The 24,603-nt window shown below is 36.3% G+C and carries 16 protein-coding genes; 7 read left to right on the forward strand and 9 right to left on the reverse strand.

Annotated features, from left to right (window positions below; genetic code table 11):
• Positions 1 to 106 precede the first annotated feature (106 nt).
• From FVQ77_03605 to FVQ77_03620, 4 genes are all read left to right on the forward strand, one after another.
• Positions 107 to 670 carry a guanylate kinase gene (locus tag FVQ77_03605; GenBank protein ID MBW8049423.1) on the forward strand — a complete coding sequence of 188 codons (564 nt, stop codon included), beginning with the start codon at positions 107 to 109 and terminating at the stop codon, positions 668 to 670.
• 92 nt (positions 671 to 762) lie between these two features.
• On the forward strand, positions 763 to 1,383 hold the full coding sequence (locus tag FVQ77_03610; GenBank protein MBW8049424.1) for a nicotinate-nucleotide adenylyltransferase: 621 nt from the start codon (positions 763 to 765) through the stop codon (positions 1,381 to 1,383).
• A gap of 201 nt (positions 1,384 to 1,584) precedes the next feature.
• Complete coding sequence (locus FVQ77_03615) at positions 1,585 to 2,067, forward strand: hypothetical protein (GenBank protein ID MBW8049425.1); 483 nt, start codon at positions 1,585 to 1,587, stop codon at positions 2,065 to 2,067.
• Positions 2,068 to 2,209: 142 nt separating this feature from the next.
• On the forward strand, positions 2,210 to 3,415 hold the full coding sequence (locus FVQ77_03620; GenBank protein MBW8049426.1) for a T9SS type A sorting domain-containing protein: 1,206 nt from the start codon (positions 2,210 to 2,212) through the stop codon (positions 3,413 to 3,415).
• Positions 3,416 to 3,453: 38 nt separating this feature from the next.
• Here the strand turns inward: FVQ77_03620 and FVQ77_03625 are convergent, their stop codons facing one another.
• The 3 genes from FVQ77_03625 to FVQ77_03635 form a co-directional block, all read right to left on the reverse strand.
• Positions 3,454 to 4,017, reverse strand: coding sequence for a ribosome recycling factor (locus FVQ77_03625; GenBank protein ID MBW8049427.1), 564 nt, complete (start codon positions 4,015 to 4,017; stop codon positions 3,454 to 3,456).
• A 77-nt stretch (positions 4,018 to 4,094) separates the two neighbouring features.
• Complete coding sequence (locus tag FVQ77_03630; GenBank protein MBW8049428.1) at positions 4,095 to 4,805, reverse strand: UMP kinase; 711 nt, start codon at positions 4,803 to 4,805, stop codon at positions 4,095 to 4,097.
• A gap of 331 nt (positions 4,806 to 5,136) precedes the next feature.
• The gene (locus FVQ77_03635; protein MBW8049429.1) at positions 5,137 to 5,637 is read right to left on the reverse strand and encodes an acetyl-CoA carboxylase biotin carboxyl carrier protein subunit; all 501 of its coding nucleotides are present in this window, start codon (positions 5,635 to 5,637) and stop codon (positions 5,137 to 5,139) included.
• A gap of 648 nt (positions 5,638 to 6,285) precedes the next feature.
• On the opposite strand from FVQ77_03635, the gene FVQ77_03640 reads away from it, so the two are divergent.
• Positions 6,286 to 9,042: a M1 family metallopeptidase gene (locus tag FVQ77_03640; protein MBW8049430.1), complete on the forward strand. Its 2,757-nt coding sequence runs from the start codon at positions 6,286 to 6,288 to the stop codon at positions 9,040 to 9,042.
• A gap of 182 nt (positions 9,043 to 9,224) precedes the next feature.
• Here FVQ77_03640 and FVQ77_03645 read toward each other — a convergent pair whose 3' ends face one another.
• The 5 genes from FVQ77_03645 to FVQ77_03665 form a co-directional block, all read right to left on the reverse strand.
• A complete protein-coding gene (locus FVQ77_03645; protein ID MBW8049431.1) occupies positions 9,225 to 9,611 on the reverse strand; it encodes a DUF1987 domain-containing protein in 387 nt (128 codons plus the stop codon).
• A 65-nt stretch (positions 9,612 to 9,676) separates the two neighbouring features.
• Positions 9,677 to 12,955, reverse strand: coding sequence for a SpoIIE family protein phosphatase (locus FVQ77_03650; protein ID MBW8049432.1), 3,279 nt, complete (start codon positions 12,953 to 12,955; stop codon positions 9,677 to 9,679).
• A gap of 75 nt (positions 12,956 to 13,030) precedes the next feature.
• On the reverse strand, positions 13,031 to 13,417 hold the full coding sequence (locus FVQ77_03655; GenBank protein ID MBW8049433.1) for a hypothetical protein: 387 nt from the start codon (positions 13,415 to 13,417) through the stop codon (positions 13,031 to 13,033).
• Positions 13,417 to 13,728 carry a hypothetical protein gene (locus tag FVQ77_03660; protein MBW8049434.1) on the reverse strand — a complete coding sequence of 104 codons (312 nt, stop codon included), beginning with the start codon at positions 13,726 to 13,728 and terminating at the stop codon, positions 13,417 to 13,419. Before FVQ77_03660 ends, FVQ77_03655 begins: the two co-directional genes overlap by 1 nt.
• A 43-nt stretch (positions 13,729 to 13,771) precedes the next feature.
• The gene (locus tag FVQ77_03665; protein MBW8049435.1) at positions 13,772 to 15,700 is read right to left on the reverse strand and encodes a hypothetical protein; all 1,929 of its coding nucleotides are present in this window, start codon (positions 15,698 to 15,700) and stop codon (positions 13,772 to 13,774) included.
• 337 nt (positions 15,701 to 16,037) lie between these two features.
• Between FVQ77_03665 and FVQ77_03670 the strand changes: the two genes are divergently transcribed.
• Together FVQ77_03670 and FVQ77_03675 are read left to right on the forward strand one after the other, a co-directional pair.
• The gene (locus tag FVQ77_03670) at positions 16,038 to 17,555 is read left to right on the forward strand and encodes a cysteine--tRNA ligase (protein ID MBW8049436.1); all 1,518 of its coding nucleotides are present in this window, start codon (positions 16,038 to 16,040) and stop codon (positions 17,553 to 17,555) included.
• A gap of 143 nt (positions 17,556 to 17,698) precedes the next feature.
• Entirely contained in the window at positions 17,699 to 18,715 is a 1,017-nt protein-coding gene (locus tag FVQ77_03675) for a M28 family peptidase (protein ID MBW8049437.1), read from the forward strand.
• Between the two features lie 262 nt (positions 18,716 to 18,977).
• Here the strand turns inward: FVQ77_03675 and FVQ77_03680 are convergent, their stop codons facing one another.
• The gene (locus tag FVQ77_03680; protein MBW8049438.1) at positions 18,978 to 24,575 is read right to left on the reverse strand and encodes a T9SS type A sorting domain-containing protein; all 5,598 of its coding nucleotides are present in this window, start codon (positions 24,573 to 24,575) and stop codon (positions 18,978 to 18,980) included.
• Between the last annotated feature and the right edge of the window lie 28 nt (positions 24,576 to 24,603).

The raw sequence follows: 24,603 nt of genomic DNA on the forward strand, positions 1-24,603 counted from the left end.
GAATTACAACGAGTTACAATTGAGTTACAGCCGAATGAAAGCAAACAATTGAGAAGTATAATTGAGTGTCATAATTACTATTACTTTTGCAACTAAGTACTAGTTTATGCAAGGAAAGCTGATCATTTTTTCTGCCCCTTCCGGTTCAGGTAAAACTACAATCGTTAAACACCTCGCTGAAAATAACGCCAACCTGGATTTTGCCATTTCTGCTTGTACACGGGATAAAAGAGGCAGAACTGAAAAAGATGGTGTAGATTACTATTTTTTAACGCCCGAAGAATTTAAAACCAAAATTGATAACGATGAGTTCGTTGAATGGGAAGAGGTTTATGACGGTGCATTCTATGGTACATTGAAATCTGAACTTGAAAGACTGTGGAATAAAGGCAATCATGTTTTATTAGACCTGGATGTGAAAGGAGGATTGAATGTAAAAAAATATTATTCGGATAGAGCATTGGCTGTTTTTGTTAGGCCCCCTACACTTCATGTACTCGAAAAACGTTTGAATTTCAGGAACACTGAATCTGAAGAGAGCCTTTCAAAAAGACTATTTAAGGTGAAATTTGAAATGACATTTGAAAACAAGTTTGATGTTACCCTGGTTAATGATGTTTTGGAGGATACCCTGATAAAAGCGCAAAAGTTGGTTGATGAATTTCTGTAAAATGGTTGATATTTTTTCCTGTTCCAAACTGTTTAGAAATTTAGCCATTAGAATTTAAAGGGATTTTATTTGTAATGTAGCTACAAGATATAATGAAAGTAGGACTTTTCTTTGGTTCCTTCAACCCCATCCATATCGGTCATCTTATTATTGCCAATATGATGGTTAATATCACTGATCTTGATGAAGTTTGGTTTGTGGTTTCACCGCAAAATCCTCTTAAGAAGTACGATCCAACGCTTCTTCCTGCATCTGAAAGACTATTAATGGTTAAAAAGGCTATTGAAGGTAACAATAAACTGCATGTTACTGATATAGAATTTAATATGCCCAGGCCAAGCTATACCATTAATACCTTAATGCTTCTTAGAGAAAAATATCAACAGCACACTTTTTTTTTAATAATAGGTGAAGACAATTTAATTTCTTTTGGAAAATGGAAGGAGTATGATAAAATCATAGAGAATTTTCAAATATATGTTTATCCCAGAATTAAATCAGATTCTGATAATCAGTCTAAATCAATGAAGTATGAAGTATCATCAGCCCCATTAGATAAAAGAAATCTAATGAGGTCAAACATCAATATCATTGACGCCCCTATGCTTGATATCTCCTCTTCATTAATAAGAAGGTATGTAAAAAAAGGTGAATCAATAAAGTATCTCGTCTCTGAAGCAGTAGAAGCGTGGTTATTAAAAAAAAAATTATAACATTGAGTCCACTCTAAAAAATCCAAGAAATAAAAATGCCACTAAATCCTACAAAACCCTGAAAATAAATTAGTTAATTTTTAGTGGGATTTAGTGTTTTTGTGCTTTTGTGGCAAAAAAGACTTTTTAGAGTGGACTCAACATTTGTTTGGTAACTAAGTTGCAATATACTTAATTTGTGATAATTAAACATTTACTACTATGAAATCAATACAAGTTATTACGCTTATCCTTTTTACACTTCTTCTTGCATTTAACAGCTCATTGGGCCAGCAAAAAAGAACGTGTGGGACAATGGCATATCTGCAACAGCAAAAAGCTGCCGATCCTGGTCTTGAACAAAGAATGGCTCAAATTGAGCATCAAACTCAGCAATGGATACAAAGTCATGCAAACTTAAAAAATACAGGCATAGTCATTACAATTCCTGTGGTTGTTCATGTTGTATATAACACGGCAGGCCAAAATATTTCAGATACACAAATTCAGTCTCAAATAGATGTTTTGAATGAAGATTTCAGGAGACTCAATGCAGATACTTCAAATACTCCCGTTGGTTTTCAGGGTGTAGCGGCAGATTGTGAGATAGAATTTTGCTTAGCACAACGCGACCCCTTCCGGGATTCCAACTACGGGTATTACAAGAACGCAAACAGCAAATACTTCATTTTCAGATGTTGCTAATGATGTTAAATTTAATTCAACAGGTGGGAAAGATGCCTGGCCCAGGGATCAGTATCTTAACATTTGGGTATGTAAACTTGCAGGAGGTCTTTTAGGTTATGCTCAATTTCCGGGGGCTGGATCGGCTGCTACTGATGGTGTTGTGATTCTTTATTCTGCATTTGGTAAAGATGGCTCTGCCCAGGCACCTTATAATAAGGGGCAAACAACAACACACGAAATTGGCCACTGGCTGAATCTGAAACATATATGGGGAGATGAAAACTTATGTGCTTTAGATGATGGGGTGAATGATACTCCTCTACAAGAAGTAGCAACCTATGACTGCCCTACTTTTCCTGTCACTGATACCTGTACAACTAACTTTCCAGGCATTATGTTTATGAATTATATGGACTACTCAAATGATGCCTGCATGAACATTTTTACTCAGGGACAAAAGACAAGAATGGTACTTACCTTAAACGGTTTCAGATCTTCGTTAAAAACTTCTCAGGGGTGTCAGCCTGGTAGTTGTGATACCTTGTTCTATGCCCCCTTGCCATCTTACTGGATAAACCCTACGGATGCAGGCAGCTTTGTTTTTAATACAGAGGATAACGATGGATTAACTCCACATCCAAATTTAATGGGTATGCCCACAACCTGGGTCACCATCTTTAATATAATAGCACCGGGAGACACTAACTTCATGCAGGGTGCCACTTCATGGTTTGACCCGGCAGGTCAGGCAGATAACTGGATTGAATTTGGACCCATCACAATACCTGCAGGAGGCGGTAAATTATCATGGCAGCATCTCATAGGTGATAATAATTGGAGAGATGGATACAGAGTTTTAATTACTACTACAGGTATGACGATAAATGACTTTACAACAAGTGGTGATACTTTGTTTAGTGTTACTGATAATGATCCTCAAACTGATGGTGATACTATATGGACATCTCAATACGCGATTATTAATGGAGGAACTTTTGGCGGCCAGCAGGTTTATATAGCTTTCAATCATAATGCATACGATATGAATGTATTGTACCTTGATAATTTTCTAGTGGATAATTGTCCAACAGTAGGAATAGCCAAAGAAACTTTTATTAATAATTCGGTTTCTATATATCCGAATCCATCTTCAGGAGTGTTTTTCTTAAGAACTGATCTTAAAAATGCAAATGAATTGAATGTATCGGTACTTAATATATTAGGGGGAATAGTTTATTCAAAAGAATATAAACAAGCTCAAAACAATATTTACAAAATAGATTTAAGCAATAATCCTAAAGGTATCTATTTTGTAAGAATTAGTAATGACAAGTTTAGTGTAACAAAAAAGGTTGTGTTTTATTAGTAAAATAATATACTAACCAATTAACCGATAATTCCGAATCACACCGTCATTATTTCTTCCTCTTTTTTGCTAAGCGATGTATCAATTTTACCAATAAAGCTGTCGGTAAGCTTTTGCACTTTTGCTTCTGCCTCTTTTATTTCATCTTCTGAGGCGCCTTCTTTCAGCAGCTGTTTTAAAAGGTCATTGGTATCTTTCCGGATGTTTCGTATGCGTATCTTTCCATTTTCTGCTTCATTTTTTACCTGTTTAACCAACTCCATTCTTCTGTCTTCAGTCAAAGCCGGTACATTGATCCTGACTGTTTCGCCCTCACTTTGCGGATTGAGTCCAAGACCACTGTTTTGAATGGCTTTTTCTATTTCAGGTATCACAGATTTTTCAAAAGGTTTTATTACAATTGTATGCGCATCAAGGGTAGTGATTGAAGCAAGATGATTAAGCAGGGTTTGTGTACCATAATAATCAACTTTCACGCCTTCAACCATAGAAGGCGCTGCTTTGCCCGCCCTGATCTTTGAAAATTCAACCATGGTATGCTCAACTGCCTTTTCCATTGAATTTTCAGATTCATCGATGTAAAATTTTATTTCTTCCATAATTAAAAATTATGCATTTTGCAACGTTAGTTTAAACTAAAGCCAATATAAATTGCCAATATCCAGCGCCCAGTACCCAGCTACATACTCACCAACGTCCCAACTTCTTCCCCTTCAATTATTGCCAGAAGATTACCCTTTTTATTCATATTAAAGACCACGATAGGCAGCTTATTTTCTTTACAAAGCGTAAATGCGGTCATATCCATCACATTAAGGTCTTTTTGATAAACTTCATTGAATGTGATATTGGTAAACCGTTTTGCAGAAGGGTCTTTTTCAGGGTCAGCCGAATAGATACCATCTACGCGCGTTCCTTTTAGCACTGCATCAGCCTCAATCTCAATAGCTCTGAGGCTGGCTGCCGAATCGGTCGTGAAATAGGGATTTCCTGTGCCGGCACCAAAGATCACTACCCTGCCCTTTTCAAGGTGCCTGATAGCTCTTCTCCTGATAAATGGCTCACAGACCTGCTCCACATTTATGCTTGACATGAGTCTTGTATGAACCCCTCTTTTTTCTAATGAACCCTGCAATGCCATTCCATTGATCAACGTAGCAAGCATGCCCATATAGTCTCCCTGTACCCTGTCTATCCCTGCCTCCTCTGCATCAGAACCTCTGTAAATATTACCCCCACCTATCACAACAGCAACCTGTACACCTTTATCAACTATTGCTTTGATATCTCCGGAATATTGTAAAACCATATTGGGGCAGATCCCATACTTCTGATCACCCAAAAGGGCTTCACCGCTTAGTTTGAGGAGTATGCGTTTGTATTTAAACACAGATTATACAGGTTTTTAACACAGATTGAAGTACAGGGGCAAATATAATGCAGGAATTTGTGAATAGCCAAATGTTTCACTGAAAATTAAATTTTGTGGCATTACTTTTTTTGTTTTTGTTTAAATGATTTAGATTTGCGGTAATGAAAGAGTATTTTAAAGAAAAAAAATGATTGAAATAATTCAAATAATAGCTTCTGTTTTTATTGGGGGTGTAATGATAGCCTTTGCTGTTTTTTTATTAATTCAGGATATCAGGGAGGCAAAAGAAGATTAAAATTTATCCTGTACATAATCTTATACAGTTATATTATGTGCCAGTTTAATCTTCTCACTCAAACTCCACCAACACCTGCCCCTTTTCCACCCCTTCACCTTTCCTCACTTTCACAGATTTAATCACCCCATCCCCGGGAGACTTAATTATATTCTCCATTTTCATAGCTTCCAGGACGATTAATGTATCATCTTTTTTTACATTATCCCTTTCTTTTACTTTTATATCAAGTATTGAACCGGGCATGGGGGCCTCAACAACATTTTTTTTAGGGGCGGCACGCTTGTTCATACCAAGCTTTTCGAGCAGAAGGTCAAACTGGTCATGCACTTCAAGGTCATGTTTAATGCCGTTTACTTTTATCACAAATTTTTTCTGTACTAAATCCGCTTCAACCACTTCAGCATTATAGGAGCGGTTGTCTTTAATGATATGAAACATGTTGTTTTTTATCTCAATAATATCCCAATTAATCTCTTTATTATTGATAAGGGTTTTATTTTTGTCCTGGGTAAATACCAGCGTTTTGCTATTGTTGATCTTAATTTTTAACATGTCCGATACTAATATACTAAATTTTTTCCAAGACTTCGCTTGTAAAAAAAGCCTTTCGGGGAAATCTATTGTGAACGTACTAAATTACGTGTAAAGTCTTAGAAAAAATTTAGTTATTGGTTTATTTAGTTAATAGTTTTAGTTAGTTGGTTACTGGTTTTGGTTAGTTAGTTTTATCGTCTCATAATTACAACCCAATATTGCTCAGGTTTTGAATTTGGATATTATTGTTTGCAAAATCAAAAACTAAAATAACTATTAAACTAAAACTAATAACCAAAAAACCATAACAAATAAACCAACAAACTAAGAACTAAAATTACTTGAATTTCAAAAAAATCATCAATAATTATAGACAACATGTTGGTTATAATGCTCTTTTAAGAGCCTAATCACCGATGCCAATATACGAATATTAGGTACTGCTTCTTAGTATATACTAATTTATAATGCTAATATACTAATTGATACTAATTATACGAATATTTTTACTCTGCTTCTTAATATAGATTTCATTATTAGTATCATTAGTCCCGAGTACTCGGGATTAGCATTTTTTTATTCGTATATTTGCATTAAATTAGTATTTCACCCTACGGATGATTACCCTTTGGGGAACATTCGTATATTTGCAATCAGTTAATTAGTATGTCAAAACTTTTCCTACATTTTATTTTGCTCTCTCTACTGTCTTCATGCATGATGGTACACAAGCCAAACAAAGGTTCATCTGCAAACAGCAAACAGCAAGCATCCGGTATTCAACGTTCAATATCAAAAACCCAATATCCAAAAAGCGAATATCATGCCTCAAGAACTAAAGATTTTGATTTGCTTCACACCAAATTAGAAGTTAGCTTTGATTGGAAAAAGCAATATTTACATGGCATAGCTGCCCTCTCCATTAAACCATATTTTTATCCGCAAAATATTTTAGAATTAGACGCAAAAGGGTTTGATATCCATTCTATTACCCTCGTCAGACCACTAAGCGCTGGCAAAGGAGCAGGCAAGTGGTCTGACGAATATAACTCAACTAACACTGAGGAATTAAAATATGAATATGATAGCCTTATCATAAAAATATTTTTGGATAAAACTTACACAAGGGATGAAACATTGCTTGTCCGGATTGACTATACTGCAAAACCCAACGAATTACCTGAAGGTGGTAGCGTTGCAATTCATTCAGATAAAGGCCTTTATTTTGTAAATCCTGACGGAAAGGAACCAAACAAGCCAAGACAAATATGGACACAGGGTGAGCCGGAGTCAAATTCCTGCTGGTTTCCGACTATCGATTCTCCGAATGAAAAGATGACACAGGAAATTTATATCACCATTGATACAAGTTTTACAACTTTATCAAACGGGAGCCTTATTTATTCAAAGATCAATGAAGATGGAACAAAGACTGAATACTGGAAACAAGACCTCCCCCATTCACCTTATCTCACGATGATGGCTATCGGAGAGTTTGCAGTTGTAAAAGATCACTGGCAGGATATAGAAGTGAATTATTATGTAGAACCCGAATATGCCCGGTATGCAAAAAACATATTTGGCAATACACCTGAAATGATTGAATTTTTTTCAAATAAGCTGGGGTATAAATATCCATGGGATAAATATTCGCAGGTGGTGGTGCGTGATTATGTTTCAGGTGCAATGGAAAATACTACGGCCACTATCTTAATGGAAGACGTCCAGGTTGATAACAGAGAGCTATTGGATCATAATTGGGACGATATCATTGCCCACGAGCTTTTTCATCATTGGTTTGGTGACCTGGTAACCTGTGAATCGTGGGCAAATCTTCCATTAAACGAGGCATTTGCGACTTATTCTGAATATCTGTGGGCTGAATATAAATATGGAACAGATGAGGCTGATTATATATTACAAAATGAATTGAAACATTATCTGTATGAAGCAAGAAGAAAACAGGTGCCATTGATCAGGTATCACTATAGAAGCAAGGACGCCATGTTTGATGGCCATACTTATGCAAAAGGATCCAGGATACTGCATATGCTAAGAAAATATGTTGGAGATGATGCCTTTTTTGAATCTCTAAAGCTCTATTTACACACGCATAAATTTACCGATGTAGAAATTCATGATCTCAGAATTGCATTTGAAAAGGTGACAGGTGAGGATCTGAATTGGTTTTTCAATGGTTGGTTCTTCTCTCCCGGCCATCCGGTCATCAGAGTAGAACATCAATTTGTAGCTGGTAGGGGAGCTATCGGGGACAATCCGACCACTTCTAATGGAACACTGGTACTAAAAGTCTGGCAAAACCAGGATTCTGCTAATACTCCAATTTACAGACTACCTTTAGTCGTTGATATATGGGTTGATGGTAAAAAACAACGACACGAGATTGAAATTACAAAAGCTTACCAGGAATTTGAATTTGAAGTTGATGAAGTACCCGACCTGGTGCTGTTTGATGGGGAACAGCAATTGACAGGCGAGATCACACATCCTAAATCAACTGATGAACTAATATTTCAATATTATAATTCGGATAAATACCTCGCAAGGAATGAAGCTATCAAACTTGCCCTACCTCCTACATCTAACTCGTACCGACCTGCCCCAAACCAGAGGTCGAGAAGACCGGGGAACACTTCAGGGAATAGTAATGGAGGGGTTGGAATTGATAACCCTGATATTCGAGCGATGATAGTAAAGGCCTTGAATGACAGGTTCTGGAGGTTAAGAAAGATGGCGGTAAGCTTTTTTAAAGATTATTCCGGAGAAGACGCCCCTGTTATCTATAATATCATTAAAAACCTTGCGCTCTCTGACTCTGCATCAGGGGTAAGGAGTGAGGCAATTTCTGTTCTTGGATCAATACCTATCCTCCCTGCCGGAGCCCAGGCAGACGATTTGAAAGATATTTTCATTAAAGGAATGAAAGATAGCGCCTATTCTGTAGTATCAGCTTCTTTAAGAGCTTATGTAAATACTGATGCGGTAGATATCGAAGATAAGCTAATTGAATTTGAAAAGTACAAACAGGAAGATATTGTTGAAACTATTGTTGAATATTACGCAAAACAAGGTGAAGCATCAAAATATGAATGGTTTATCGAAAAAATTGAAAAAAATGAAGAGGAACTTTATACAATTGTTTCTTATTTTGGAAACTATTTAGTCAATCTTTTTGAAGACGGGGTCACGAAACCCAACCTTCAAAAAGATTCACTCCAAAGGTCAGGAATTAAAATACTCGAAAATATTGCCAGAAATAGTGATCTGATCTATTTAAGATTAACTGCATATCAATCATTGGGCTTTCTTAAAGAAGTGGAAGGTGTAATTGAATTACGAAATAACATTAAAGAGGACGAATCTAATGAGCATTTAAGGTTGCTGTATAATCTGATACCATGATTTTTCTAATATATTACTGAGTCCACTCTAAAAAGTCCAAAAAATAAAAATGCCACTAAATCACCAAAGCACTAAATCCCACAAAACCCTGAAAATCAATTAGTTAATTTTTAGTGGGATTTAGTGTTTTTGTGCTTTTGTGGCAAAAAAGACTTTTTAGAGTGGACTCATTACTGTTTGTATCAATCTGGATCTTCAACCTCAACTACCTCAAATGGTAAGCTCAAAATATCTCTAAAATCTTGTCCATATTCCATACTATCCTCATCCTCTTTTTCATATTGCCATTCTACTTTTACTTTAAACCCTTTTTTATATAATGCCTCTAACTTTCTCAAAATATCCAATATATACATTGCAGTACCAGTGTTATAGTAATAGAATTTTAACCTTATTAAAGTTTCTTCATGGGGCTTTTTACTGTATTCATCAATCCATTTTAATACAGGCTCATAAAATTCTTTGGTGAATTTTGAGATCGAATAGCCGGAAATTTCAAGCAACCCTTTATCCGGGTCCAGATTGATACCAGGCGTTTTACTTGTCTTTTGTATTGTTAATTTTTCCATTGATTGTAGTTATTAATTATTCTATAAACTTTGAGCACAAAACATTGAACTTTTTACATTATGCATCATATCCTGACTCCCATCACCAGAATATCATCTGTCTGCTCCTGTTTACCCATCCATTTTTCAATGTTTTTATCAAGAGCTATTTTCTGTTTATCCAGAGATAAAGAGGAAATCTCAAGCAATAATTCTCTGAAACTACCTTTCATAAATTTCCTGTCATTTTTTCCTCCAAGTTGGTCCTGGTAGCCATCTGAAAAAATATAGATCATATCGCCTTTTTTTAGCGCTCTTTCATGATTGGTGAAACGATGATCCTTGATCTTAAGAAAACCACCGATTGAAAATCTATCAGCTTCTGTTACTATAAGTTCCCTATTTCGAACAATATATAAGGGATTATAGGCACCGGCATATTTTATGGAATGGGCACGTCCATTCACTACATCTATACTACAAAGCGCTATATCCATGCCATCCCTGATCGTCTCTTTATATTTAAATGTCTCCTGTATCACGCTGTCCACATCATTCAGGATATCTGAGGGTTTAATAATACCATGTTCCCTGACTGCCTGATTTAAGCTATCATGACATAACAAACTAATAAATGCTCCGGGCACTCCGTGACCCGTGCAATCAACTGCCGCAAAAATTATATTTTGATCTACTTTTGTCAGCCAGTAAAAATCACCGCTTACGATAGCCTGTGGCTTAAGATAGATAAATGAATTGGGTAACAACTTTTTTACATAGCTATCTGGAGGAAAGATTGCCTGCTGTATTTGTTGAGCATAGCGGATGCTATCGGTAATATCTTTGTTTTTTTCTTCTACAATTTCTTTTTGCTCTTGTAATTGTTTTGTTCTTTCCGCTACCCGCTGTTCTAATAACTTCTTAGACCTTGTGAAATTTCTTTCACGTACTTTTATAAAAGTGATCACACCACTTAAAGCAGCTACAGCACAAAGTGAATAAAACCACCACGTTCCCCAAAACGGTGGCGTTATTGTAAAGCTGTAAGAGGCAGGCTCTTTATTCCAAACCCCATCGTTATTGCACGATCTTACCATAAATGAATATGCTCCCGGTGGAAGATTGGTATAGGTTACAAAGTTTTCTTTAATCTCATGCGACCAATCTTTGTCAAAACCTTCTAATTTGTATTGATACCGTACTTTATTGGGATTGGTTAAGCTCACCCCGATAAAATTAAATGTAAGCTGGTTTTGGTCATAGCTGAATTGTGCATCCGGTTGAAATTCAATATCTTTATGGAAAAGCTGCAGTTTGTTAACAAAAGTTTTGGGCTCTGTCTTGTTCGGTATATCTTTTTCAGGTGAGTATTTTACTGCTCCCATGATCGTGCCGAACCAGATATTACCTTCGCTATCATTTAAAACAGCATTTTGATTGGTTTCTACACCCAGGAATCCTTCCTGTTTCCCATAAAAAGTAAAAACGTTTGTTTGCTGGTCAAATTTTACAACACCCTGGCTAATGCCGATCCAGATATTGTTTTCTTTATCACAGGTAATTAACCATGGAAAATCAGAACCTTTTACTCCCCTGATTGTGTAATTTGTAAAATTTTGTCCATCATATTTGTATAAGCCATTAGCATAGGTGGCAAACCATAAATTGTTGTTCAGGTCTTCAGTAATACATTTGACAAATCTATGTTTTATTCCATCTTTTTCGCTGAATTTTTGAAATTTGGTACCATCATATTTTGTCAGATCACCACCTACAATTCCAAACCATAAATTGCCTTTACTGTCTTTAAATGAGGTATGTACTTTATTACCCCCTAAACCGTTTTCAATGGTATAATTTGTATACTTCTGCTTTTGAGGATTAAACCTGGTAGCTCCTTTATAGGTAGCAAACCAAATATTACTATCATTATCTTCTATAATTGAACTTACAACATTGTCTATTAAACCATCATTTGTATTATAATTTCTGAATTTTTTTCCATCAAACACGCATACACCTTTCCTAACTGTACTAAACCACAGGTTTCCTTTACTGTCCTCATAGATGCACACTACAAAATCACCTGATAAACCATTACCGGATGTATAATTTTTGATTTTAAAATTTCCTGATAACCTCTTTTTGTCTTTAATTTTTTCAAAAGTGAATCTTGAGACACCTCCATCAGTTCCCATCCATATATTACCTTTGCTGTCTTCAAGTATAGACCAAACTATATTATTGATCAATCCGGTTGATTCATCAAAGGTGACAAATCTGTCACCGCGGTATTTATCCAGCCCCATATCAGAAGCAATCCAGATATTGCCCTCCCTGTCCTGTAAAATATCATCAACAGCATAAGAAAACAAACCCTTTTTCATGCTAAAGATTTTATAAGTACCTTTGGCAGCATCTTGCTTTCTTTCAGAAGAACTTGCGGGTAAATATCGGGTTATACCTTTGGAAAGTGATCCTACCCAGATATTGTTATCCTTGTCTTCATAAATGGATAAGACATTATTAGATGCCAAACCATCTCTTTCTTTTATATTGCTAATAATATCTGCACTGAGGGCCTCTCCTTCACTTTCAGATGCTTTGATCAGATCATAAATGTTATCAGTAGTTCTGATAACGATAATGCCTGAAGTCCAGGTTCCGATCCATATTTCATCATTCAATACTGATTTTATAGAGAATATGACGTTAGCCGGCAAACCGTTTTTATCATTCAAATAAACAAAAGCATCGGGTGAATTAATGTCGTATTTTGGATTATAAATGGTAATACCTTTATTGGTTCCAAACCACAGGTTACCAAACTTATCTTCACAAATTGAATATACATTTGGACTGTTCAACTGTGGAGTGTCACTTACAGCGATGATAATATTTGAATCCGGTTCATATTTATATATGCCCGACCCTTTTTTGGCAAACCAAAAATTACCTGCATGGTCTTCCAGAATATCTGTAATTGGATTGAACTGACTATATTGTTTGAAATGTACATCTTCAAATATCTTTTTTTCGTAATTGTATTTAGTGACGTTGCCTCCGTAGTGTCCGAACCAAATATTGCCTGAGCGGTCTGTATAGGATGTTGTGATCCAGTCTTCAGCCAGGCCATCTTTTTTGGTGTAGGTTTTAAATTCTTTTCCATTATATTTGGATAAACCGGCAAGTGTACCTATCCATAAATTGCCGTCTTTATCCTGTTCAATAGTTGAAACCTGAGATTGTACCAATCCATCAGCGACACCGTAATGGATGAAGTTTGAGGTTTGAGAAAAACAGTTGGCAGTAAGCAGTAGGCAGTAGGCAATAAAGAAAATAGCCGATAAATAAATTATTCTCATTGTTATATTGTTAAATAGCCCTTTCAAATATACTATATTTTCCGGTTTTTTTATATTGAATGTTAAAATTCGTTTTCAATCTATTTCATCTTCAATTTCCAAAAGAATTTCCAATATGTTTGGAACAGATGTATTTGATTCTACTCTATCATTAATATAATGAATATGATGTGGAAAATTAGGTAAATCTTTGTAATGAGGTGCATTGTCCCATCTTCTTTTTAGATTGCCATTGTCATCTTGCCAATGAACACTATATTTTTGAGGAATTAATTTTGAGGATTTTTCAATAGCATATTCAAATAATTCAATTATATCTCCATTTCTCATATAGATTTTTATTCTAATTTTCCCTTCTTTCAACAGAATATTTTTTCTTAATATTGAGTAATCGAGGATTTTTGGACTCTGCAATAAATGTAATTCTATCTCTTTGAAATATTGATTAATATCTGTAGTCATTATTTGCTTTCAAGAATATCCAATTGTTTTTCTGCATTATTTATCATATCAATTGTTGCAGACCATTCAATAAAATCAATATTATCCCCAAGCTTACCATTTTTATAATCAATTTCAAATTTCTCCGAACCTAAATTATACTTTTTCTCAAATTCCTTAAGTTGAGTATTCAAGTCATGAATTTGATTTTTCAATTTAGTTTTTTCTCGTGTAAGAATTTTATCTATTGTTATATCTATTACATTATCTGTCGTGTTGCTACTAACAATTAATTGTTCTAGCTTTTTTATTTTGTTCAACGTTGTTTGCATTTGGATTTATTTTATTTATTCAAATATATAAATTAAATTAATTTTATATTTCAAATTTCTCTAATTCTTTAAAGAAAGTTTTTTCATCAATTTCAACATCATTTTTAAAATAATCAACATTTCCCCAAATATAATTAATTTTTTGCAGTTTAACTTCCCGGTGAGGAAATTTAATAATAGTGGTATACTTCGTTTTAAAAGCATCTTTTTCTGTCCGTGTAATGATCTCTGGTCTGATCTGATATTGTAATGTGTTGGTTCCAATTTTTTTGGGAAGTACAGGCTTTGATGATCTTTGCTCTTTTATCTGTTCAGCTTCTGCCAACGCAAGTATAATGGTTTTTTCGTATTCGTCCTTTCTCTGTTTGTTTTTTATTGTTTGAATAGATTTTTCTTTTTCATTTTTTCTGTACGCTTGTTGTATTTTAGTTGCCTCTTTGTTATGTTTCAACTGCTGTAAGGCTGCAATTTCTTCACCCTCAGCCATAGTACTTTCCAGCTTTTTTTTATTTTCTTCTTCAGCCAATGCTTTCAGTATTTCTTTTTCATATTCACTTTTTCTGAGTAGATTTTTTTTAGCTTCTAATTTTGTATCTCTATCCTTTTTATGCATTAAAGCAGCAACTTTACTCTTAGTGAGAGCGTCATCATCTTTATTAGTTCCTTTCTTAATTATTTCTTTTTTTACTTTTGATAATGATTTTTCTTCAGCCTTTATAGCTGCAATTATTTTGTCAATTTCTTTTATTTTTATTTTAGGATATTTTTCATTTGGTTTAATTTCTAATGCTAATTTGTAGGATTTTTTAGCGGTTTGGTAGTCATAGCTTTTGAACGCTTTATCTGCTGTTTTTATCGTCTGCTGATATTTTTCTTCTGTTATTTTAGCTTTTTCGAGCTTCTTCGTACGTAGTAGTTCTTTCTTTGCATATTTTTCTGAAAAGTGGATAAATTGTTTTCCATCATATTTAGTTATACCTCCACCTTCTGTACCAAACCATAAATTACCTGCTCTGTCTTCCAGCATGGTAAGAATAATATTATGACTTAGTCCATCATTAACAGAATAATGTTTGAAGTTATTTCCATTATAGCATGATATGCCATCCCCATCAGTACCAAACCAAATATTTCCTGATCTGTCTTCCAAAATAGAAAGTATTTTATTACTATTCAATCCATCTTTTTTATTTAGAAAAATAAATTTTGGTAATGAACTATTAACCTGGTTTGCAGCAAGTTTGTTTATTCCCCCGCCCTGAGTGCCAATCCATATATTTCCTGCTTTATCTTCCATAATGACAGATATTTCATTATGAGATAATCCATTTTCAGTAGTGAAGTGTTTAAATTTTAAAAGTACTTTTTTATCAGCTAAATTTTGACCAGCAGTAAGAATACTAATACCTCCTCCACGTGTGCCAAACCACATGTTGCCATTTTTGTCTTCATAAATTGCCTGAACATAGTTGTTATTCATACCCCTGTCTTCAGTGATTTGAATAAATTTTTTGGAAATTTTATCTAAGAATGTTACTCCACCACCAATACAACCAAACCACAGGTTGCCTTTCTTATCTTGAAAGATTGTATAGATCTCATTATTGCTCAAGCCTTCTTTATTAGTAAAATGGGTAAATTTTGGTTTATAATAATTCCAGCCTGAGAGAAAACTCACACCCGCATCAAATAAACCAATCCATATATTGTCAGAATTATCTATAAGTAGTGATTGTACCATGTCACTGTTCAAACCTCCCTCTTTTGTAAGATTAAAAATTGACTCGCCATCAAATATAACTATCCCATTGTAAAAGGTACTGAACCATAGAGCTCCTTTTTGATCTTCACATATAGAATAAACTGTTGCCTGATCAAAAAAACCGAGTCTGGCTGATTGCTGTCCGGTAGCCGAAAGAGCATACAGATAACTGATTGTAAATAAATAGATAAAAATACAGGTGTGTTTCATCGTACAAATATAAATATTAATTTTTTGATTACTAATCCGGGCTACATTTTACATTTTACGTTTGATTTCGTAATTTTGCGCTCATGCAGCACACTTTTTAGTTTTTGGTTGTTAGTTTTTGGTTATGGTTTGATAGTTTATGGTTATAGTTTTTTAGTTTGTTGGTCGTGCCATGAGTCCGGCATTAGCAAACTATTGAACCAATGAACTAAAACTAATAACCAAATAACTAAAACTAATAACCAAAAACCATGAACTAAAATAAAGATCCATAACACATTATCCCGCAAAAAGGGAATTTTTAATTAACATAGCATAATTTATAACTTTGTAGGCTATGCAGCATAATATAAAGATCTACAACACACTTTCCCGTAAAAAAGAAACCTTTAAGCCCATCAATCCGCCTCTTGTTGGCATGTACGTCTGCGGGCCCACAGTATATGGAGATCCTCATCTGGGGCATGCCCGGCCCAGCATTACTTTCGATGTATTTTACAGGTATTTAAAGCATGTAGGTTATAAAGTAAGATATGTAAGAAATATTACCGATGTCGGGCATATGGAAGGTGATGCTGATGAAGGGGAAGACAAGGTCGCTAAAAAAGCCCGCCTCGAGCAATTAGAACCAATGGAAGTGGCACAATTATATACGGATCGCTTCCATGATATTATGCAAAAACTCAGTGTGCTTCCACCAACCATAGAGCCACGCGCTTCAGGGCATATTATTGAGCAAATACAGATGACAGAAAAAATAATTAAGTTTGGTTTTGCCTATGAAGTAAATGGTTCAGTCTATTTTGATTTGGAGAAATATGTGAAATCAAACCCGTATGGAAAACTTTCAGGCAGGGTGGTTGAAGACCTGTTAGCCGGTACAAGGAAACTGGAAGCACAACAGGAGAAAAAAAGTCCCCTTGATTTTGCTCTCTGGAAAAAAGCCAACTCCGGTCATATCATGCAGTGGCCTTCACCCTGGAGTGACGGTTTTCCCGGGTGGCATTTGGAATGCTCTGTTATGAGCAGTAAATACTTAGGCGCCCCATTTGATATACACGGTGGAGGTTTAGACCTGTTATTCCCACATCACGAATGTGAAATTGCTCAATCGCGGGCAGCCAATAATACCGATCCTGTTAAATACTGGATGCATAATAATTTAATAACCATCAACGGACAAAAAATGGGGAAATCTCTGGGTAATTTTATTACTTTAGAACAGCTCTTTACAGGCAATCACGACCTATTGGAAGAAGCCTACAGCCCCATGACCATCCGGTTCTTTATTTTACAGTCACATTACAGGGGGACTTTAGATTTTTCCAATAAAGCATTAAAAGGATCACGAAAAGGATTTATAAAGTTAATGAACGGGCTTAGAGTGCTGGAAAACTTGTCCCGAGCGGTAGTGAGGGAACCCCATTTTAGTACAAATGAAAAAAAACCTCATAAATCCGAAACACTTGATACAGAGATCAATCAAATCTGCGATGCCTGTTATGAAGCAATGAACGATGATTTCAACACTGCCAAAGTAATTGCCGCACTATTTGACCTGCTTAAGAAGATCAATGGCTTTTACCAGGAGAGCCTTGATTTGTCACAAATTTCCAAGACGACCTTTGGGAAAATGAAAGATACATACAGAACTTTCGTTAATGATATCCTGGGTTTAACTGAAGAAAAACCTGACAGCTTTGATGCTATGCTTTCTCTTTTACTGAATATATATTGGGAGGCTAAACAAAATAAAAACTATGACAAAGTGGATGAAATAAGAGCACAGATGAAAAAACAAGGGATCATTCTCAAAGATTTAAAAGGTGGTGTTGATTGGGCGTATGAAGAATGATTGACAGTTGACAATTGACAGTTGACAATTGACAACTGACAATTTGAGCTAGCAATAATAATAAATAAAGAATTTAATAACCATGGTAGGTAATTTTAAACAATTGACAGTATACAAAAAAGCATTCAAAATTTATTACACAAATGTACCATATAAAAAAAGTTTTTATTATAAATTTTTTCTTAATTTGTATAATATTAAGCTGTGATAACCTTAATAAAGAAGAAGAATCTGAAAAGGCTGCAAAATCAACACCAATAGTTGTTCCCACATTCAATGCTGACTCAGCATACGTTTTTGTAAAAAATCAGGTTGATTTTGGGCCAAGGGTACCCAACACGCCCGAACATTTTGCCTGTGGCAAGCACTTAATTAAACAATTAGAAAGCTATGGCGCTGTGGTAACGGTTCAGGAGTTTAAGGTTAAAGCATACGATAATACCATTTTAAATCTTCGCAATATTATTGGTTCATTCAATCCCAAGGCAAAAAAAAGAATACTTTTGGCTGCACATTGGGATACCCGTCCTTTTGCAGACAGGGAAGTAAATCTTTCAGCATCCTTGGAAGATCAATTGACGGACTCGCCCATTGACGGAGCAAATGACGGGGCAAGTGGTGTTGGTGTATTGCTCGAAATTGCCCGTTTAATAAATGCCCGTTCACTACAATATGGAATTGATATAATTTTCTTTGACGGGGAGGATTATGGCCAGCCTAACGATGAGACCCCAAGAAAAAAGGATACTTGGTGCTTAGGATCACAATATTGGGCTCGAAACCTGCATAAAAAAGATTATTATGCCAAAATTGCGATCCTTCTGGATATGGTAGGTGCAAAGGGGGCCAAATTTGCTATGGAAGGCACCTCAAGGCACTTTGCACCCAATGTTGTAAAAAAAGTCTGGGGTACAGCCAACAGGTTAGGATATTCAGACTATTTCTGGTATTACGAAAGTCCTGAGATTATAGATGACCATACATACATTAACCATCTGACCGGGATCAAAATGATAGATATTATTGAACATGATCCCGAAGGCGATTCCTATTTTGGCTCTTACTGGCATACCCATCAGGATAATATGGACATTATTGATAAAAGGACGTTGAAAGCGGTGGGGCAGACGTTGGTGGAGGTGATTTATAGGGAGCGGTGAATGATGAGTAGTGAATAGTGAGTAGCGAGTTGATATTGGACCCGCCTGCCATAGGCCTTTGGCGGGCAGGTGTTGGATGTAAACTTCGTCATGAGAGCTTATATCTATCAATATTTAAAAGATATTATTGAGCAGATTAAAAATTTTCGATCAGGTAAAAAAGTAACTGTTATTGATTTTGATAAAAAGAAATAATATTATGGAAGGTATAAATGGAATATCACCTGTTATAAAGAAACTTAGTTAATTTAAGGATATCGTTTTATTCGATCACCACTTTTTTATTTACTATCACTTTATCTGTTATAATCTGCAAGTGGTATATGCCTGACTGATAATCCGATATATCTATTTCAGATGTACGGTTTACGATTTTCGTCTTTGATATAATAGATCCCAACATATCGTATATTGTCAATTCCACTCCGCCAGCTGACAGGGATAAATCATCAATCGTCAATACAAACACTCCCCTGCTGGGATTCGGATAAATATTAAACCTGAAACCGGAATCCTTAAACTCGTTAATAGCCGTACTGCCAATATTAACTATCAGTATAACGGGATCCCCTGTACACCCTATACTGTCTGTTTCAGCAACGATTACTTGACCGATGCCTGCCGTAGTCCACTGGACAGAGATGAAATTGGTTTGACCTCCGCTTATTTGATTTCCACCAATTACCGTCCAATTATATATTGATCCATTATTAAACGGAACAGAATAATTCGCTGTATCGGAAACGCTCATATTGACAGGGCCAATTATAGCTCCTGTTTGAGGAATGCTGGTACATACCATTATTTGCATCATTATTTGTGCAATACAACCTGATGCATTGGTAACTGTTAATACAACGGTATAAGTGTTCGCTGACATATAAGCATGGAATGTATTTTGATTGGTTGAGGAAAAGCCATCTCCAAAATCCCAGCTCCACGAATTGGCTCCAATGCTATTATCAAAAAAGTTCACATTCTCACCTATTCCCACCGTATTACTACTTACGGTAAAATCAGCCACTAAAGAGGTTATTACAACCTGCTGGGTTATCGTATTACTGCCCCAAGGATTGGTTACGATTAATGTAACAGTATATGTGCCCGGTAAGCTATATGTGTAAAAGGGATTTTGCGAAGTTGACAGCCCGCTGTTATCACCAAAATCCCAGAACCAGGAAGTTGGATTGTATAATGACTGATCGGTAAAGCTCACGATGCCCTGGCACGTATCCAATACAGTGATGTTAAAATCAGCTACCGGAGGTATTGTATTGGGCAAAACGATGACCGTATAATCTTCAAACTGTCCATATTGAACATTATTACAGGGTGCGGGTGGGGAATTTAAATAATAATCAGAGCCCACGCGCATACGCAACGGTGTGTTTATCACTGCCGAAAAAGGAATGGTTACCGTACCGGAATGATTAGTTAAAATATTGTTTGACCAAAAGACAAGTTCTGTCGTAGAATCGTTAGCAAAAACACCATTGTTATTGTAGTCAATCCACACCCTCACATTTTCCTGCAGCCCTGTCCCTGTTTGTATAGAAATAGTATATGTCTGATCAATAATTACGTTTGTTGCATTCGTACAACTGTAATCCTGGTATCCCTCAATGCCATCGGCAGTGGTATTGTTTATGGTATTAAAAGTAACATTGTAAATTCCCATTCCACAGCAATAGCCGGTTGTAACGGGTGTACAGGAAGGCGCTATGGGCCCTGTGCCTACAGTTATCAAAATAGAATCCACATCAGTGCACGATCCGGATGTTGCAGTAACATAATACATGGTTGTTGAAGGCGGGCTTGCAAGTGGAGCGGGACAATTTGTGCAACTTAATCCCGCAGCAGGGCTCCATGAAAAAGAAGCTCCACCAATATTTGCCGTGACATCTAATTGTGCCGTATCCCCTGAACAAATAAGGGGTGTATTGGCATTGGCAGCAACATCCAAGGTCGTTGTATAAATCGTTATCGTATCCGTTGATGAACAACCGCCACCTGAGGCAACAACGATATATGATGTGGTAGTAGTGGGGCTTGCTACAGGGTTATAAATATTTGGATTTGACAGGCTCCCGGCAGGAGACCATGTGTATGAGAGGGTAGTATCAATTCCAACACAGGCAGTGCCTATTTGAATATCATCGTAATAGGAAGTAAAATTATTAACGTTATATAAATGTATTTGAGATATATTATTTGATGTTTGGGATCTGAAAGGAAAATTAGATGCAATTAATATTCCATCTGCATAAAAATCCAACGATTTATTAACATAATCAATATTCTTAAATTCAAAATGATACCATTGGCCAATATTATATGGCACCAGTTCCTGATTTGTAAAATTTGCATATAATGTATAATTTCCTTGATTTGCATAAAGAAAAATGATACCAAAATTAGATGTGATGTTAGAATCGCCAACTGAGAAATAATTATTCCATGTACTATCTTGTTGGGTTCTCATATAAACACTTATATAGTCGGAAGTATCTGCAGCAAAAGAATAATTCAATCCATCATAGAATCCCCCACTTCCTGTTTGTTCCAAACTATAAACCCCATTTGCCGAGGTTGTATTAGTAACAGTATAGGTATAATTAACACCAGTTGACCAGTTATTATAAGTACCATCTTCAAATCCATCATAAAAATCTCCGAAAGAGGCGCAGGTATATGCTGCTAATTGAGTAGTATCACCCGCACAGATGGAATCCCTGGCAGTGACTGTAAAAATTGGAGCGCCATTCACAGTAACCGTTACACTATCAGTAGGAGCACAACCGGCAGGAGTGGTAACATAATAAGTCGTGGTAGCAGTTGGGCTTGCATAAGGGCTTTGACAACCGGTACAGCTTAGTCCCGTGGATGGAGACCACAGATATGCTCCACTTCCGGTTGCAGTTAATTGTACGCTATCTCCAAAGCAAATAGCAGTATCGGGGCTGGCAACGATAAAGTTTACGGTATCCACATATATCGTGATGGTATCAAAGCTTGAACAAGTACCAATAGCTGCTTCTACCACATAAGTGGTGGTGGAAGAAGGGCTGGCTAACGGATTGGAAATATTTGGGTTGGATAAACCGGTTGAAGGATTCCATGTAAAGCTCAAAGTAGTATCTACTCCACTACAGGCGATATTTACATCATCAATAGCCCAGTGGTCACAGCAGGAACCAGAAAACGTAATCTGTTTAAATCTGAATTGTGTACTTGCAGTTTGAGCACCGGCAGGCATATTTTCACTGATGGCTGTAAAAGTGACATATCCACCGGTAAAATATGTATTGATATTGTTCCAGGTAATACCGTTATCGGTTGAATATTCAAGCACGATATCCTCACCGGCATCAGCTGTTTCACAAGGAGGAGCGCCTGATCCGATTTTGAGGTAAAAGTTGATGTTACCGCCCGCCAATACATTCAGGTTTTGTGTTATCGCTTCGCGCGTTGTGGAACCATTAAAATATAAAGCAAAACCACTTACCGATCCGCAATCAATAGTTGCCGCTCCACCTATAATGCCCGTCCAAAGAGCAAAATCGATATCCGGGTCAAAATCATCATTCATCGGTGTACATGAATTTGCAAATAATTGAGTAGTATCCCCCAGACAAATCGTATCTTTATCAGCCATAGCAACTATTTGAGCGACACTATCTACCACTACAATAACAGAATCAAAATTGACACAACCAGAGCCAGAAGTAACAGCAACAATATAAGTAGTTGTAACAGAGGGACTTGCTATTGGATTTGCAATATTAGGATTATCTAATCCGGAAGTTGGGCTCCACGAATATGAAACACCTCCACTCGCAATTAATTGCACGCTGTCTACAGGACAAATGGTGGTATCAGAAGAGACTGTGATAATGGGCAATGGATTAACAAATACCGTTATTGAATCTATATCACTGCCACAGGCATTGATTGCTGTTAGCGACCAGGTCGTTGTTGTTGAAGGATTTGCTAATGGGTTAGCTATTATAGAATCACTTAATCCTGTACCGGGGTCCCATAAATAGGTTGCTCCACCTAAAGCATTTAATTGTATTAAATCCCCTTCGCAGATGGTTGTATCCGTTCCGGCATCAGCAACAGGAGCAGAAGAGAAAACAGTAACAGTAACAAAGGCAGAATCCTGAGTGCCGGTAGAATCGGTTACCATTACCATATATGTAATAGTAGAAGAAGGACTTGCTAGTGGACTTTGACAGGTATCACAGCTTAAACCCGTTGAGGGAATCCATGAATAGCTGTAAGGAGGAACAAAAGTATTTGAATCAATTATAGAAACACTTAACAATACAGAGTCACCAATGCAAATGCTGGTATCAGTGGTAACTTCAATAGCTGTAAGTAAAGAACATTGAATTTGAGAATAAACTGTCGCAGTATAACCGGCTACTGCCATATTAACATTATTATGTTGAACACTCAGCGTATTTGTATCACTCCATGCAGCGTTTAAAACAGCCGTATCAGTGATGCTAAATATGTATGGGTAAGTTCCCAATGATGGAGAACATACACATTCCAGGATTGTATTTGTGAATGTACCAATTTGTGCACCATTCAGATAAAATGTAAAATCGTTTGTGCCAAATGAATCACAATCAGTATAATATAAATAGAAGGTTATGGAATCAACGGTTGGGGTACTAATGAAAAATAAGGGTGATGTTTTTAGTGTGATATCTCCAAAATCATTACCGTCATTACATAGATCATTGGAAAAGTTGCAGCTACCTGCTCCGCCCGGAGCATCATGTATACAAATATTTTCTACAAATATAAAAACAGAGTCACGTATTACCTGATAATTTATAGTGCTGTCGTTGAAATTATTGGTGTCTCCGGCCAGCGTTGTCCATGCATCAAAATTATACGTACCGAAAGTACCCAAATTAGCTTGTGAAGCAAATGTATAGGTAAAGTTGTTGCCCGGAAGAATAGTAGTACTTACACTTTCGGTAACAGGTACTCCACCATTGACAGTATAAGATGCGTCAAGTGTGAAAATGGTGTCTAATCCGAAGTTATTAATAACTACTGTGACATCTTCATAAACAGCTAAGCCGCACCCTGAAAACGGGGATATTATTTGAGACACACCTGCGTCAATATCAGATGAATTACATATCTCCAAATATGAAAGGATGTTTTGTCTGAGGTTTGTTGCTTCCGGTTGTGTATTATGAAAATTGGTTGTAGTCATTCCCCCAAAAATGACCTTTCCGGCACCCCAGCTTTTTTCAGCCGCCAAAATTTTGGAAGCATCGGCAATATCAACTATCAAGGGTGTAATTCCAGGACCACTTAACCATGAATGAGCAAATGAACTTCCGGTCCAATTAGTACCGACAGGGGTATACGGGCCATTAAAAATAGGATGCCCGCTGGCACCGGAAGCAATAACACCTTGAGCAGTTGTTGGCTGATAAGTTAATAGTACGCCTCCAAATCCAAAATTTATTGTAAGCACGCTCCACCCCGCAGAATTTATAAACAAGTTGCCACCTGCGCTTACCCAGTTTTCAATAGCAGTCATATTTGCAATCAGAAAAGTTTCTAAAGGAGCATCATTATCAGCTCCACCTTCCATGAAAATGAAGCAAGTAGAAGGTGACAATAAAGCTCCTGTATTCACGGTCTCGTATTGAAGGTTTTGCCAGTTTCCGGCTCCGAATACTGTATCCATAGCTGTTTCGTTAGAAGTGCTGCCCCAAGGTGGACCAACGGTTGAACGTAGATATACTTTATCCTGTGAAAACAAAAAACTTTGATTAAGCAAGATAAAAACTATTGATAATGTAATTTTTAGTGTAAACTTTTTCATAATTGTATGATTTATTTAGTATTAAATA

It is taken from the genome of Cytophagales bacterium (assembly GCA_019456305.1).
Classification (GTDB): domain Bacteria; phylum Bacteroidota; class Bacteroidia; order Cytophagales; family VRUD01; genus VRUD01.

What these genes read in the sequence shown, in the direction of transcription:
- FVQ77_03605 (MBW8049423.1), top strand. Translation starts at nt 107, where the DNA reads ATGCAAGGAAAGCTGATCATTTTTTCTGCCCCTTCCGGTTCAGGTAAA.
- FVQ77_03610 (MBW8049424.1), top strand. Translation starts at nt 763, where the DNA reads ATGAAAGTAGGACTTTTCTTTGGTTCCTTCAACCCCATCCATATCGGT.
- FVQ77_03615 (MBW8049425.1), top strand. Translation starts at nt 1,585, where the DNA reads ATGAAATCAATACAAGTTATTACGCTTATCCTTTTTACACTTCTTCTT.
- FVQ77_03635 (MBW8049429.1), bottom strand. Translation starts at nt 5,637, where the DNA reads ATGTTAAAAATTAAGATCAACAATAGCAAAACGCTGGTATTTACCCAG.
- FVQ77_03640 (MBW8049430.1), top strand. Translation starts at nt 6,286, where the DNA reads ATGTCAAAACTTTTCCTACATTTTATTTTGCTCTCTCTACTGTCTTCA.
- FVQ77_03645 (MBW8049431.1), bottom strand. Translation starts at nt 9,611, where the DNA reads ATGGAAAAATTAACAATACAAAAGACAAGTAAAACGCCTGGTATCAAT.
- FVQ77_03650 (MBW8049432.1), bottom strand. Translation starts at nt 12,955, where the DNA reads ATGAGAATAATTTATTTATCGGCTATTTTCTTTATTGCCTACTGCCTA.
- FVQ77_03655 (MBW8049433.1), bottom strand. Translation starts at nt 13,417, where the DNA reads ATGACTACAGATATTAATCAATATTTCAAAGAGATAGAATTACATTTA.
- FVQ77_03660 (MBW8049434.1), bottom strand. Translation starts at nt 13,728, where the DNA reads ATGCAAACAACGTTGAACAAAATAAAAAAGCTAGAACAATTAATTGTT.
- FVQ77_03665 (MBW8049435.1), bottom strand. Translation starts at nt 15,700, where the DNA reads ATGAAACACACCTGTATTTTTATCTATTTATTTACAATCAGTTATCTG.
- FVQ77_03670 (MBW8049436.1), top strand. Translation starts at nt 16,038, where the DNA reads ATGCAGCATAATATAAAGATCTACAACACACTTTCCCGTAAAAAAGAA.
- FVQ77_03675 (MBW8049437.1), top strand. Translation starts at nt 17,699, where the DNA reads ATGTACCATATAAAAAAAGTTTTTATTATAAATTTTTTCTTAATTTGT.
- FVQ77_03680 (MBW8049438.1), bottom strand. Translation starts at nt 24,575, where the DNA reads ATGAAAAAGTTTACACTAAAAATTACATTATCAATAGTTTTTATCTTG.